This window comes from uncultured Draconibacterium sp. (assembly GCF_913063105.1).
In the GTDB taxonomy this organism is placed as follows: domain Bacteria; phylum Bacteroidota; class Bacteroidia; order Bacteroidales; family Prolixibacteraceae; genus Draconibacterium.
Window position 1 is genome coordinate 18,184 of sequence record NZ_CAJXYQ010000028.1, and the last position, 14,633, is coordinate 32,816.

The 14,633-nt window shown below is 37.4% G+C and carries 13 protein-coding genes; 4 read left to right on the forward strand and 9 right to left on the reverse strand.

The window, feature by feature from the left end; genetic code table 11:
* Positions 1–80: 80 nt before the first annotated feature.
* Positions 81–4,448, reverse strand: a complete 4,368-nt coding sequence (locus QZ574_RS18495; RefSeq protein WP_297092313.1) for a translocation/assembly module TamB domain-containing protein — start codon at positions 4,446–4,448, stop codon at positions 81–83.
* A gap of 186 nt (positions 4,449–4,634) precedes the next feature.
* On the opposite strand from QZ574_RS18495, the gene tsaD reads away from it, so the two are divergent.
* On the forward strand, positions 4,635–5,663 hold the full coding sequence (tsaD, locus tag QZ574_RS18500) for a tRNA (adenosine(37)-N6)-threonylcarbamoyltransferase complex transferase subunit TsaD (protein ID WP_297092315.1): 1,029 nt from the start codon (positions 4,635–4,637) through the stop codon (positions 5,661–5,663).
* A gap of 23 nt (positions 5,664–5,686) precedes the next feature.
* Positions 5,687–6,379, forward strand: coding sequence for a DNA/RNA nuclease SfsA (sfsA, locus tag QZ574_RS18505; RefSeq protein ID WP_297092316.1), 693 nt, complete (start codon positions 5,687–5,689; stop codon positions 6,377–6,379).
* 69 nt (positions 6,380–6,448) lie between these two features.
* Here the strand turns inward: sfsA and QZ574_RS18510 are convergent, their stop codons facing one another.
* Complete coding sequence (locus QZ574_RS18510) at positions 6,449–7,081, reverse strand: porin family protein (RefSeq protein WP_297092319.1); 633 nt, start codon at positions 7,079–7,081, stop codon at positions 6,449–6,451.
* A 70-nt stretch (positions 7,082–7,151) separates the two neighbouring features.
* A complete protein-coding gene (locus QZ574_RS18515) occupies positions 7,152–7,727 on the reverse strand; it encodes a TetR/AcrR family transcriptional regulator (protein WP_297092321.1) in 576 nt (191 codons plus the stop codon).
* Between the two features lie 136 nt (positions 7,728–7,863).
* Between QZ574_RS18515 and QZ574_RS18520 the strand changes: the two genes are divergently transcribed.
* Both QZ574_RS18520 and QZ574_RS18525 read left to right on the forward strand, forming a co-directional pair.
* On the forward strand, positions 7,864–8,571 hold the full coding sequence (locus tag QZ574_RS18520; RefSeq protein WP_297092322.1) for a DUF2490 domain-containing protein: 708 nt from the start codon (positions 7,864–7,866) through the stop codon (positions 8,569–8,571).
* A gap of 80 nt (positions 8,572–8,651) precedes the next feature.
* Positions 8,652–9,041 (forward strand): hypothetical protein, encoded by a 390-nt coding sequence (locus tag QZ574_RS18525; protein ID WP_297092323.1) that lies wholly within the window; start codon positions 8,652–8,654, stop codon positions 9,039–9,041.
* Between the two features lie 104 nt (positions 9,042–9,145).
* Here QZ574_RS18525 and QZ574_RS18530 read toward each other — a convergent pair whose 3' ends face one another.
* From QZ574_RS18530 to QZ574_RS18555, 6 genes are all read right to left on the reverse strand, one after another.
* Positions 9,146–9,799 carry a response regulator transcription factor gene (locus QZ574_RS18530; protein WP_297092324.1) on the reverse strand — a complete coding sequence of 218 codons (654 nt, stop codon included), beginning with the start codon at positions 9,797–9,799 and terminating at the stop codon, positions 9,146–9,148.
* A 9-nt stretch (positions 9,800–9,808) separates the two neighbouring features.
* Complete coding sequence (locus QZ574_RS18535) at positions 9,809–11,047, reverse strand: ATP-binding protein (protein WP_297092325.1); 1,239 nt, start codon at positions 11,045–11,047, stop codon at positions 9,809–9,811.
* A gap of 104 nt (positions 11,048–11,151) precedes the next feature.
* Entirely contained in the window at positions 11,152–11,622 is a 471-nt protein-coding gene (locus tag QZ574_RS18540) for a hypothetical protein (protein WP_297092326.1), read from the reverse strand.
* Positions 11,623–11,643: 21 nt separating this feature from the next.
* A complete protein-coding gene (locus tag QZ574_RS18545; protein WP_297092329.1) occupies positions 11,644–13,446 on the reverse strand; it encodes a V-type ATPase 116kDa subunit family protein in 1,803 nt (600 codons plus the stop codon).
* A 29-nt stretch (positions 13,447–13,475) separates the two neighbouring features.
* On the reverse strand, positions 13,476–14,084 hold the full coding sequence (locus tag QZ574_RS18550; protein WP_297092331.1) for a V-type ATP synthase subunit D: 609 nt from the start codon (positions 14,082–14,084) through the stop codon (positions 13,476–13,478).
* Positions 14,084–14,581: a DUF2764 family protein gene (locus QZ574_RS18555; RefSeq protein ID WP_297092333.1), complete on the reverse strand. Its 498-nt coding sequence runs from the start codon at positions 14,579–14,581 to the stop codon at positions 14,084–14,086. The genes QZ574_RS18550 and QZ574_RS18555 overlap by 1 nt, the downstream gene beginning before the upstream one ends.
* Between the last annotated feature and the right edge of the window lie 52 nt (positions 14,582–14,633).

Sequence of the window (14,633 nt, forward strand, 5' to 3'; positions counted from 1 at the left end):
AATAAAAGGAAATCTATCAGTATTTTTTTGAAATTTAATTATTTAATAGGGTTTGCGTTCGCAATTTAAAGTAACATAAGTTACTTATCTCTCTTTTTAAATAATTTTCCAAATTTTTTAATCAGCTCGTCAATTGAATTGTACTCTTCTTTAAACGACAAGCCAATGCCTTGCGTGTAGGGGGCTGTTTCGTAAATTAGGTTATTATTCGATCGGTTATAGGCTTTAAAAAGTATTTTTCCATTGGGTACAAGTTTTACACTCATCTCAAAATCGCCAACAATCTGGCTACTGTTATTATTGGTGCCATATTGGTTGGTATTGTTACCAATATTACCGTTAAGGGTAACCCGGTCGTTAAAAATTTGTGTACTGAGTGCCAATTCAATTTCGTCGTCGGTTATTTGGTTTCCGGGGCGATAATTAATACCTATTTCCCAGTCGTCGTCTATTTGCGACAACCAATTACTCAGTTGGTTTGAAAATACTTCGCTAGCTGTAGTCCCAATCATATTCGTGTTTTGGGCTTCATAGGTGCCGCGAAGGTATTCGGGTGTGTAAAACTTGCCCAATACAATTAAAGATAAAATTTGTTTGTTTAGTTCTTCTTCAGTACTAAAATACTGCGACAACTCGTCTTTTAATCGTTCTTCCAGGTTCGGAAAATCAATATCGAAAGCGATGGTTGGATTCACCAGCTCATCGGTAAGTTTAATCAGACATTCAACCTGTACTCTGCTTGTTTGATTAAGCAGGTCATCGCGATCGACAAAAATATCGTACAACGATGCTTTAAGTTTGTAAATTGCCTGTAAATCCACAATAGCATTGTAGGGATCGCCCGACCAAATAATTGATCCGCCGGGTTCTATCGAAAAGCGTTTGTTCATTACATTTTGTAAGGTGAACAAATAATCACCCTGAGTAGGATTATAGTTTCCCGACAAGCTCATATTTCCATCGTCATCCATTTCAAAAAGCAGAATTCCTTCTCCCTGTGCACGTATAACATCGCCAATTTGCGAATTGTATATCAGCTGAACTTTAGCCGCAGGTGTAGCTTCTACCGTTAAACTTAAGCGGTATCCACTGTCGTCTCTTTTTGTGGTGTTCGAAAAAAATGTCGATTCCGTTCTGCTTTCCGGTTTTACGAATTCAAGAAATTCATATTGTTCCAATTCGCTTTGGCTTTCCATGGATATTTTAATATCTGTACCGGGTAAAGTGGTTCCAAAACAGGTAATATCTACAGTTTTTGCTTGTCCGCTAATGCGCACTCGTCCGTTTGCCATAACTTCGCCATAAAATTGCTCGTTTTGCTGCGGACTGGTGTTTAATGCCATTATTTTTGATGAACGAAAACTCAGGTCGTAGCTCATATCCTGAAAATTCCGATGGATTATTTCACCATCAAAAAACCCCCTGTTGTTGGCGTTGTCGAAAACAGAAATGTTGTTAAAAATGATACTATTACCTTTAAAATATACCGAGTCGGAGAAATGATAAGGTACTTGTGTAACGTCAATAGTTAACCCGGCATTGTTTCCGTATAACGCACCATTTAGCTGAATAGCATCAACCGAGCCGCCAAGGTGTACTTTGCCGGAAGCCTGTCCTTGAAAACCGGAGAAATTCTCGCGCATAAATGCCGACATTATTATCAGGGAGGCACTATCAACATCAATATCAAAATCAAGTAATCCGGACGAAGGGATATATGCCCCGGCTGCGTGGAAATTTAATTGTTTATTGCGGATAACCTTCAATTCTGAATCGATGGCTGAATTGGCCTGATTCCATTGGCTTAATAGAGAAATATCGCCCATGTATTTATTTTTATAAAACAGGCTGTCGATGCTTAGGTCCGACAAAACCACCGGTTCGTTAAATAAGCGAGAAAAACCAACGTGCCCGTTAACTTTTCCTCGCAGGTCGATGGCTTTTGCAAAATATTTATCAAGATAGCTTAAATCAATATTTTTCATGTTTAAATGAACCAGGTCTGTTTCTTTATCGGTCAAGCCTCCTTCTATTGCGAACACTTGGTTGTTGTGCTCTAATTTAAAACGTTCGATGCTTACTGCTGCCGAATCAATGCGAATATGAAATGGATTTACAGCCCATAATGTATCTGCAATATAAATACGTGATGGCTGTCCAAAAACATCGATATGGTGTTGTTTGGTTGAATCGGAAATCGAAAAAACAGATTTGGTGCGTAAGGCTCCGCTGTAGGTGAGTTCTCCAAAATTACTCCACGATATAACATTGTTTAGTACATTATTACCTGCATCTGATTCTATCGTGAAATTATACAGCTTTAGCCCGCTTTTTTGATACAGCTCGCCAACTCTTATTTTGGATTTAAATTGGCCGTTGGCTGATGTATTTCCCAGAAAAATATGCTGTGCCCAGTTGTTTCCGTAGCGTACGCCCGGAATACTGCCATTTAAACTAATGTTATGCTGTGCAGAATTAATCGTTCCGTATAATAAAAAAGGAGCTTCAAAAGCCAGCTTCGGTATAAAAATATTTACCAGCGGATTGGCTTCTTTGGCATTTATACTGTAGTTAAAATTATTTTTTCCAGCCGGTTTTGTTAATGTCGGAATTTTTGCTGCCGGAACATAGAATTTTACTAATTGTAAGAATTCATTTTTAATATCTCTGAAATGGTAGTTGCCCGAAATACTGGCATCAAAAAAATCGGACTGGAGCAAAAGATTGTTTATCCCGTTTTCCTGAAAGGCCCTGAATTCAATTCCCTTGAGATTAACTTCACCATTTCTGTTGGCGTAAAAACCTTCTTGTACCGAAATGGCACCATTTATATTATCAATTTTATCGCCCGTAAAATTAGCTTGCATTTTAAAGGCAAGGTTGGTTGCCGGAAAGTTTTTTGTGAAATTTAATTTGCCCGGATAGGCGTGACGAAGATTTAAATTAAAATCAAATTGAGGAATGGTATTGTTTAAATCCAGTTCGCCAAGAAAAGTGAAATCCAGATTCGGATCTTGAATTTCCAGCAGGCCATCAAACATTTTTTCGCGTAAAATTCCATCAATCGATATATTTTGATACACGTAATTGTTAATGTCAACACTATCAATGGTGCCTTTAAAAATGCCTGAAATCGATTCGCTTGTTTCATTGTATTGTCCGTCAGCCGATCCACTAAGTGTTATGGTGCCAAAATGGTCATTCTTAAACAGTTTGCCAAGTTCAAAGTCAGTTGTAGCAACATTCCCACGATAATATATTTGTCCTTCTTTTTCGGGTACTACCAACACATCAGTGCTAAGTGTTCCCATTTCGCTTTCCAATGTCCCGAAGGTGACAAAATCGCTTAAAAATCCACTAAAGTTCCCCTTGAAGCGTAACTGCCCGGCTTCATAAAAACTTTCAGGAAACCGGATGTATCGTGTGCGTGCCGAATTGGGTAAACGAATACTGCTAATGTCTTCAAAGGTTGTTTCCGAGTCTTTTAAGTCCAGAAACAGGTACATGCTTTTGGGTTGCATCAGGTCGTTTACATAAAAATCAAGAATTGCACGTGTTTCATTTCCGGTTTCTAAGATTATATTTCGTCCTTTTAAGTCGTCGATACTTCCATAAATTGTACCCGAAAGCTTTATAGTCTCGCTCATTCCTTTTACTGATGGCAACATTGTGCCCAGTTCGTTCATTCCGATTTCGGCATCGTCAATTCTGATATTCATATCGAAATTTCGGTTCATCGAATCGTTGGCCGTGTAAAACTGGAATTGCATGTCTGTATTTGTAATCACAGAATGGGCACTTTCCATGTTAAACCCATTAATTTTTAGCAACTTGTTTACGTTACTAACATTGGCCGAGGCATGCTTTATCAACAAGCTTTTCCCATCATTTAAACTAAAATCTTCCACACGAAATGATAAAGAATCGCGGTAAGAATAAAAATCGGAAACTTTTAAATTTAAATCGCGTGCTTCAACCGTAGTATTGTTTGTATTACTACTGTTTGAATAGCTTATTTGCATGTTTCCAAAATCGAAACTGCGGCATGCAAACGACCATATATTCAAGGTGTCTTTTTGGGGCGAAGGACCTATGTTTTTTATTAAAAAGCCAAAATTGAAAGTTTCTGCAGTATCTTGTGATAAATAAATTTTGTTGTTACCGAAATGTAGATTTCTTAAAACAATCTGCTTTTTTCTGATTTTTAAAGTATCTATCCGGGTTCTTATAATTTCGCTGTAAATTAAAGTGTCGCCGGCCTGGTCTTCAATTAAAACATTTTCAAGTCGCAGGCGGTTAAAGAAACCAATTTCAACTTTACCAATGCTAATACTGGTGTTTAAATCTTTAGAGAGGTTTTTAGCCACCTTACGGGTAATTTGTGTTTGAACCCAGCTGTTTTGAAGTAGTGCAAAACCAGTGGTAAGCAACATTAATACTGCTGCCAACAAAATGATGATTATTTTCCAGCCTTTTTTAATAGTTTTGCAATTTTTAAGCGAACATAGTCCATTTCAACTAATTTTTATTAAATGCGACAAACGTTTTGTTAACGGTACATATTTAATAAATGCAAAGATATAAACCCAATAGCGTTTATCTTGTTTTAATAACGTAAAAAAGGAAAGATTTATATGGCAGATAAAGAAATAATCATACTGGGTATTGAATCGTCGTGCGACGATACATCTGCAGCTATTATTCGCGATGGTGTAATCCTATCGAATGTGGTAGCCAGCCAGAAGGTTCACGAAGAATATGGCGGTGTTGTACCAGAATTGGCTTCAAGAGCCCATCAGCAGAATATTATACCGGTAGTTGATTTGGCCATTAAACGCGCCCAAATTAAACGCTGCGCTATTTCGGCCATCGCATTTACACGTGGCCCCGGATTGTTGGGATCGTTATTGGTAGGTACTTCTTTTGCCAAAGGTTTTTCATTGGCGTCTAAAATCCCATTAATCGATGTAAATCATTTACAGGGGCATGTATTGGCTCTTTTTATTCAAGAAAACGGCGTAGAATTTAATCCTCCAAAATTTCCGTTTTTATGTTTGTTGGTTTCTGGTGGTAACTCGCAAATAATATTAGTTCGCGATTATCTTGATATGGAAGTTATAGGACAAACCATCGACGATGCCGCAGGTGAAGCTTTTGATAAGTGTGCAAAAGTTATGGGACTGCCTTATCCGGGCGGGCCACATGTTGATCGTCTGGCGAAACAGGGCAATCCACATCGTTTTGAGTTTTCGCGTCCGAAAATTCCGGGACTTGATTACAGCTTTAGTGGATTAAAAACGAATTTCCTCTATTTTTTGCGCGATAACTTAAAAACAAACGAAAATTTTGTTGAAGAGAATTTAGCCGATTTGTGTGCATCGCTACAATTCACCATTATTGAAATATTATTGGGAAAATTAAAACGAGCAGCAAAAGAAACCGGTATAAAAGAAGTTACTGTGGCAGGAGGGGTGTCGGCTAACTCCGGTTTACGCGAAGCTTTGAAAGTAAATGCACAAAAACATGGCTGGAACCTGATAATTCCAAAATTTGAATATACGATGGATAATGCAGCTATGATTGCCATTACTGGTTATTATAAATATTTAAACCGCGAATTTATTGGGCAGAATGCCGTTCCTTTTGCCCGAACACAATTGTAAATTAGCCAGTAAATACTACTGAATTGAAATTTGAAAAGGCACTGGTACATGGCAGGCTAATTAAACGTTATAAACGTTTTTTAGCCGATGTGGAGCTCGATTCCGGAGAGATTGTCGTAGCCCACTGCACCAACTCCGGATCAATGAAAAGTTGCCTGGAAAATGGGGCGGAGGTGTACCTCACGCCAAACGACGATCCCAAACGTAAAACCCGTTTTACCTGGGAAATGATTAAAATTAACGGAGATTGGGTTGGAATTAATACCGGAATTCCGAACAAGCTGGCTTTTGAAGCTGTTGAAAACAAGTTAATTCCGGAGCTTAGTAGCTACACATACGTAAAACGAGAGGTGAAATTTGGCGACTCACGTTTTGATGTGTATGCCCAAAACGCATCTGAAAAATGTTTTATAGAAGTAAAAAATGTGACGATGAAAGAGGGCGATTTTGCTCTTTTTCCGGATGCTGTTACAACACGCGGGCAAAAACACCTGAAAACTTTAATGACCGTTAAACAGCAAGGATTACGAGCCGTAATGTTATATGTTGTTCAACGGAGCGATGTTTCAAAATTTGGTCCGGCAACTGAAATCGACCCCAATTATGCCACTTTGTTAAAAATTGCCCGGGAAGCGGGTGTGGAGATTTTACCCTATCAGGCAACGGTAACACCCTACGAAATAACGCTGACTAAGAAATTGCCTTTTGTTCTGTAAATTAAAGAGGCCAACAGATATTTCTGCCGGCCTCTTTATGGCTTTGTTTATATTGTTTGTTAGTTGTTGTTAAAAAAGTAAGCCCAGGCTAATCGAGGTCATTTTGTTGTGTAAATCAGGTGTTGAGTTGTATACCTCAACAAAACCCATATCGTAGTTTAGGCCAAGCTGTAAGGCTTTTTGGTTAAAAACAGGAAATTCCATACCCATTTCAAACCCCAGCCCTGCATCAAAATTTTTAGTATCCAAATCAGAACTTACACTGTTTATTTCTGCTTTGGCATCTAATAAATAACTCAGGTAAGGTCCTACTGCAAAAAATACACGTTGCCCTTTTTTAAATCCGGCTTTTTCTCCAGCTGAAAATTCAGCTTTTAGAGGTACAGTAAGGTAGTGTAGTTTGTTGCTTACATCCTGGTTGTTCTCGGTAAAGTTCCGGCCTTTTTGTTGGTAATCAATACCCGATTTTAAGGCGAATCCTTCTGCAAACTGGTATTTGGTTAATAAGCCAACAGACGGACTGAAGCGTATATCGCAATTGTCTGCAATTTTTAATAAGTCCGACTGACAGGCAATTCCGGCATTAACTTTTAATCCATAGCTAAACTGGGCTTTAGCCTTGTTCGCCCCCCCAAGGGTTAAAATTCCAATCATCAGTGCGATTGAAAAAATCTTCATTGAAAAATTTAATTTCTGTTTCATTTTTTGTTTGTTTATTGTTTGTACGTTTCGAATTAATATCTAAAATGTTCGACATTTGGTGCAAAAAAAATTACACGCATATTCCATATAGAAACATGTCGATTACATCATTAATTTTTGTTGCAATTTCATTGTTTGTTTGTGCTTTCATTATTAACGGAACCTCAAAACCAATCATACACGTAAGAATGGCCTCACTTGTAAACTCGGCATCAATAGGCTTAAATTCCTGGTTTTCTATTCCTTCATTAATGATTCCGGATATCATTTTTGTTTCAAATTCGCGGTAGTTATTGCGTATTTTTTCAATAAAATTAAAGGTGGCTAAAAAATTGTCGTTTAATGCGGTAGTAAGATTGCCCTTTTTAACAAAGCGTTTCATCCTGATATTTACATAGCTTCTTAATTTTTCAATGGCCGATGCAGAGGAATTTATGGCTTCATTAATTTCATTCACCAATAACTCTGCTTCGAAAGCAACAACCGCTTCAAATACGTCTTCCTTATTTTTGAAGTAATAATAGAGCGAACTCTTACCTTTTCCGGCAGCATAGGCAATATCGTCCATTGTAGTTTTTTTAAATCCATAACGTTCAAATGTTACACCTGCTGCCTTTATTATTTGATTCTTTGTACTATTTTTCATTACATCTGTTTTATTCGACGAATTTGTTCCAAATGTACAATAATTGATATTAATAACTAATAATTATAGGCATGATCTGCATAATATTTTGCATGAATTGAGATTTTTCCTTCCTGGATTGAGCAAAATTGATTTGATGTTTTATGTTTTCTTGGCGCATTTGGGTAAATTACCTGGTTTGTTTTATATTTTTGCAAGCATGTTTAAACCTTTACTTTTTCTCTTTCTATCGATTATACCAATCCTTAGCATGGCTCAGGAGCGCCAGGTAATTTTATGGAATAAGAACCAGGTTGCCATTGAACTAGGAAAAGATATAAGCATATCCATTGCAGAGAAAATTCATTATTCGCCAAAGCGGTCGTCACTTGATTCAAAATATGCGGAACTATTTTTGGGTCACGAGCTAAAACAATGGTTAGAATATGGTGCAGGTTTTCGATTTACTTCAGCAAATCTTCAGAATGGTTCGTGGCTACAAGAAAATCGGCCAATGATTTTTATCACCTTGAATAAAGACTTGAATAAATTTGAACTTGATTTTTCTAACCGCATGGAATACCGAACTTATAAAGAGCTTGAAAATCATTTTAGGCACAGACAGGCGTTTCAACTAAAATTTCCGGAGCTCACTACCTGGGGAATGCAATTTTTTTTAATGGAGGAAACATTTTATAAGCTAAATGGTCAGCGAACTCACCTGGCAAGGTTGTACTCCGGGTTAACAGCCCTTGATACAGATCATGTTGCCATAAAAGTTTATTACGCTTTTCAGAAACAAAAAATTCTAAATAGCTGGTTTACTGTTGATGTAATGGGCTTAAATTTAAGTTTTGATATTTAAACTTGCAACTTAGCAATTAAACCATTTATTTCACGTTTGGTCAAATACCACAGAATTTACATTTAATAAAAACAGATAACATGAAGAAACTAGTAGTACTACTTGCAGTTGTTTTGTTAGGAACAACTTTTGCAATGGCTCAGAACAGGGAAGGACAACGTAATATGAACCCTGAAGAAATGGCTAAAAAGCGAACCGAAGAACTAAAAAAAGAATTAAAACTTGACCGGGTTCAAACAGATAAAATGGAGAAATTTCTTACTGCATCCAACAAAGAAATGATGGAACTTCGGAAAGAGCTGCAAAATGAGGAAGACCGTTTTAAAATTCGTGACAAGATGAATGAATTTAGAAAAACTCAGGATGAAGGTATTAAGAAAATACTGAAACCAGAACAGGTTGAAAAATACGAGAAATTGATGCAGGAACGACAAGAAAGAAGGGGGAGAGGCCCCGGAGAACGTAGATGAAAAAGACCACAATAGTTAAAAATATCGAGAGGCAGTTTTGAAAAGGAACTGCCTTTTTTTAACTTGTAAAACGCAAAGGCCTTACGCATTTCTATTTTTCTTAGCTACAGCGAGATAAGTTGATTTTTGAATGCAAATATTACCAGATTTACCGTATTAAAAGTTTGGGTTTTCTGAAATAAGTTACTCTTGTGTTTTTCTACTGTTTTGGGGCTCAAGTGAATTAATTTGGCAATTTGTTCGTTATTAAGTCCTTCACATATTAAATTTAAAATTTCTTTTTCGCGCGAAGTAAAACTGGCCAATAATTTTTCTCCTGATTTACGTTCTTTATCCTTGTAAAGGTTACGGGATATAACTTTTATAATTTCAGACGAAAAGTAACTCCCTCCGCCAGCTACTTTTGTTATTGCTTTTTCAAAATCCTCAATATCAGAGCGTTTAAGCATGTAACCTTCAACTCCTGCAGATATCATCTGTTCAATATAATCATCATCGGCAAACGATGTTAAGGCTATTATTTTTAGCTCAGGAATCTTTTGCAACGCCAGTTTAGTTGCCTCAATACCATTCATTTGAGGCATGTTAATATCCATTAAAACAATGTCGGGAACAACTCTGCCAATAAGTTCAATAAATTCTTTTCCGTTTGATGCCTGTCCGATAACAGATACAAAATCGAAATTATCTAAAAGCATTTTTAAACCATCTCTGAAAATCTTGTGGTCGTCAACAATAACAATACTGGTTTTTTCCATTTTTGTGCTTTATATGATAAAACTAAGCGTAATTTCAACACCTTTTCCTTTGCCGCTGTTAATTTCATATTTACCACCGAACGATTCTATGCGGTTCACAATATTTCGTAATCCCATTTTTTCTTCATCAGTAGTATGAATAATTTCGGGGTCGAAACCTTTTCCATTGTCTTGAAATACCACAATTACCGTTTTCTTTATTTGTTGAATGTCGATGCATAAACTTGTTGCCTTGGCATGTTTAAGCGTATTATTTATTAACTCGTTGCAAATACGGTACATGTTCAACTCCATGTTCGGGTTGAGTTTAATTTGTTTTATCGATGAACTAACCGTGCAGCTAACTTCTCCAATGTCATTTATTTTGTCACACAATATTTCCAATGATTTAACAAGTCCGTATTTATTCAGAATAGAGGGGTTAAGGTTATTTATGGTAGCCTCCAGGTTTTCTAACGCAATGCCCGACAATTCCTTTACCTGACTTAAACTTTTGTTCTCGGCGCTTTTGCTGCAATCTTTTTCAATTAATTTAATAAACAAGGCAATACTTGATAATATGGAGCCCAATCCATCATGCAAATCTGCGGCAATTCTTTTTCGTTCTTTATATTCAACTTCAAGTGCTCGTAATGCCTGTTGTTTTTCAATTGTATTGTATGAATTAATTATTCGGTAAATCAAAACTACACAAACCAGCAACAGTAAAAATGTAAGAATAAACAGTGTGTAGCCCCTTTGTTTAAACCTACTGTTTTTACGTAAGATATAATCATCAATTTTTATACGTAGTTCCTGGTATGCGTTATGAAAATCATGATAACGATTTAACAGATTTACATCGATACTTTTTGTATTGTTTTGAAGAAAGACTAAAACCTGCTGGTGTAATTGCTTCACCTCTAGGGCTGTAACCTTCAGCGAAGTACGGAGTTGTAACTCGCTGTTATCTTTATATTTTTCAGATAGGAGGGAATCAAGTGATTGAATGGAAGTGTTGGCATGAGCAAAACAACCAATTACGGCTGTTCTTTTCAGCGTATCGCTAAACCATAAATAATCATCTAAAAATATTCTACTTTTCGATATTTCCAGATTTATATTTGTAGATAATTCAAGTAGGGAGAGGTGTTCGCGGTCGAGTTGCAGACTTTTTACTGAAGTATAAATAATTCCGGCACAAGAAACCGTAGTAAAAATAATTATAGCGAATAAAACCTTTCCTCTAAAAATTATTTTTAAACTCATTTAGTAAATTCAATGATTTCTTTTTGATAAAGATATTCATTTGTTTTTACATATAAAGTTTAAACCCCCCGCAAAAACCAGCGGGGGTATATTTTATAAGCGTTTTATGCTCCCGGAATGCCTCCCATACCAAATACCATGGCAAGAAGTGCTACTGTTTCGATAATACCCATGGCGGCAATATACATACCTGAGCCTTGTTTATCATCTACTGCGAGGTTGGCACAAGCTGCCGCACCAACTTTTCCCTGCATAATTGCAGAAGCGGCAATGGCAATACCAACAAAGAAAGCCCAAATCATTTGGTTGGTATAACTATCAGGGTTAAGGTTGGCCCCAATCATTGAGTTCATAAAAATCATCCCGTAAATAACCTGGCTTAATGGCATACCAACCATTGCCAGCGCCAGCGAAGGAAGCTTTTTCTTATCTCTGATTGATTGTTTCCAAAGCCCTACAGCTCCCATGCCTGCAATACCGGTTCCGATTGCCGAACCTACACCTGCTATTCCCAGTGCGATGGCATGTCCGCCAAAGCCTGCAACTGTTGTTGCTAAAATTGTAGTTAAAATCATTTTTATACTATTTAAAAATTTTTATTGTTTTTTGTCCTTCAAATCGAAGGGTTTATATTCATTTCCCGAAAATTCAACATTGGCATGACCGGCATATTCCAACATATTTAAACGTACACCATGAACCAATACTGCCATAGCTGCCAGAATCATATTTAAACCATGTCCTAAAATTAAAACAAGCACTGCGCCAATACCTGAAACTACTGTTGTTATGCCATCGCCAATAGCCATTTGATTAAAGCTAGCAGCCATTAGCACTGTTGATAATCCAACGGCATATAAGCGGATGTATGAAATAATATCAGAAAACCCATTTATTATGCTCAGTGGTAAGTTTCCTATTGAACTGAGCATACCTTTTACAAAACTTGTTCCCGGCTTTGAAAATAAAGCAACCAGCAATGCGCCACCAACAAAAAGCCATAGCATAATTGCAGGTGCTTCAACACCCAAAACCATTTGGTTTACGATTAGGAACAAGCCCCAGATTATTGCAATCCAGCCTAATTGAGCCAAAGCCCTGACGCTGTTGTTAAATTTCCATGCCACCTGCAAATGGCCTACCGTTAGATGAACGGCACCGATTAAAAACATAAGTTTCTGCACAATGAGGCTATCTCCGCCAAAGCTGGCCAGTTTTTCTACTTTCAGGCTACGCAATACCGGCAGTTCAGCAATAGCTTCAGAGCCAAAATAAGTACCGGTTAAAACGCCCCAAAACATAATTGAAATGGAAAGCGTATAAATCAGTCCAAATTCAATTTGTTTGGCAAATTTCTTTTTGCGGTGCACCAAAAAGGTGAGTAGGAAAAATATTAGCCCATAGCCGGCATCTCCCACCAATATTCCGGTAAAAAAGGTGAAAAATACCATAAACACCCTCGATACATCCATTTCTTTGTAGCCCGGAACAAGCCCCATAAAATCCATTACAGGTTGAATACGTTTTGCCCAGCGGGGAGTACGAACAAGGGTAGGGACCTCTTCCATTTCTTCGGGAAGGGGATCCTCGATTACATATCCCCAATGACGTTCTTCTGCTGTTTCAATAAAATGTTCTACAAAATCAACAGGAATAAAGCCTTTCCAGAAACGTACGTGTTTCTCGAGAGATAAGCCTCCGAATTGTACATTGCGAACATCAAACCTTCGGAATCGTTCTTTCAGTCCCTCTTCGAGCACTACTTTTTGTGCATGTAATTGAAGTAAAAAGTTTTTATTACTTTCCAGGTCTCTGATTGTAGCAGCTAATAATTCTTTGGCATTTTCCAGTTCTAATTCCGGAAAAGGAACTTCCTGAAATTCACCAAGCTGTTGGCTGGCATCTTTACCAAAAAATACTACCTGGTTTAATTCTTGAAACTTACCGGCAACTTGAATATCCTCTTGCTCTGCAACTCGTTTTAACTCTTTGTCGCTAAGCAAATAAAGCTTAATCCAAACGCCGTTGTTATTTAGTTGTTTCAGGTCTTCTAAACTGATGTTGCCCCAATCTTCAAACCATTTAATGTTATGGTTTAAATTGAATTTTATATTCTCCAGATCCTGTCGGTGATTTTCGGCATCCAGCACCTTTTCCATTAAAAAAACCGCACCTCTTTCTACTTTCGAATAGTCGGTGATTTCACCGGAAGTGGTAGCGGGCTTTTTTTCATCATCGTACCTGTCAAGAACCGAAATAGCTTGTTGCAATTGCTTTATGCGTGCATCTACCCTTTCAATTGATTCGTGTTTTGCTGCCTGCAACGGTGCAATGTGTATTACGCCAAGTTGACCCAATACGGTAAGTTCAGCGTCAATATCAACTGCAGAATCGGGCATGAACAGCATTATTTTTTTCATTTCTGCAATCATAGGATGCCCTCCTTTTGTTTGCTGGTTTTTACCACTTTTGCTGTCGCAATTGTCAGGCGTTCATCATCTTGCAGTTTTTGTCCAATTTTCCGAATAGCCGTTTTTGCATTAGGTATTCTTCGGTTTTCAAATAGTTTAACCCTGGCACGCACATCCAGCAACTCATCTTCCAACAGGTTAATCTGTTCTTTCAGGCATTCAATTTCGGCAAGTAATTGCAATTGTTCCTGCATAAGCTCTATGGCGTCGTCTACCCACAGGGGTGTTTCAGCATTCATAGGCATTACATTAAAATCAACTTTAACAAATTGCTGAACACGAACACCAGCTACATCAACAGCTTTGGTAATAATTTTATTAACTGAAATATATTCATCAATATTTACCCACGAATCGCTCATTACTTCAGTCCATGGTTCTGCTGCTTTTCTGTTATTTTCAATTTGCTCACGAATTTCGTCAATACGTTCGGCAATGGTATTTATTGTTGCCATTAAGGATTTTTCCATTGCTTCAAACAAGGGCAGCATTCTTTCCGATACCTTCAGAATTTTTTTCTGTCGGGCACGTTCTGTTTTTGTATATTTTATTTTCAGTCCTGCCATTACTTGTTCTCCTTGTTATTTCCGGGATTTACCACCTTTGCCAACACTTTTGCCCCATTGGCTTTATTAAACGAATGTAAGCGCGTTACCAGCTGCAATTTAAGCTTATAAACCAATACTTCGGTTAGGGTAAATGTTTTCCCAACTTCCATATCTCCCAGTTCTTCCCATTGCCATTGCAAGATGTTTTTTTCGCGTTCAAGTGGATTTCCTGCGATTAATTTTTGTGGCAAACGATTGGTTTTTGCTACACGGTTTTGTGCTTTGGCTTGTCTTACTTCAGAGAAATCCTCCTTAACATCGTTTATAAACGAAGCAATGCTTTTTATGCCAATATTGGCATTCATTTTCTGCATATCAACCGACTGTAAAACCTGAAAGTGTTTTGCAGACAATTGTTTTTTTGCATCGTTGTAAAAATCGTCAATGGTAATAGGTGGCACCTGTCCTAAGGATAACGATGGCAAACTGGTCATTAAATAAACCATGTTTGACATATTTAATCCTCCTGATTTTTTGTGATTCGATCAACCAGGTCTTTGTTTAGTA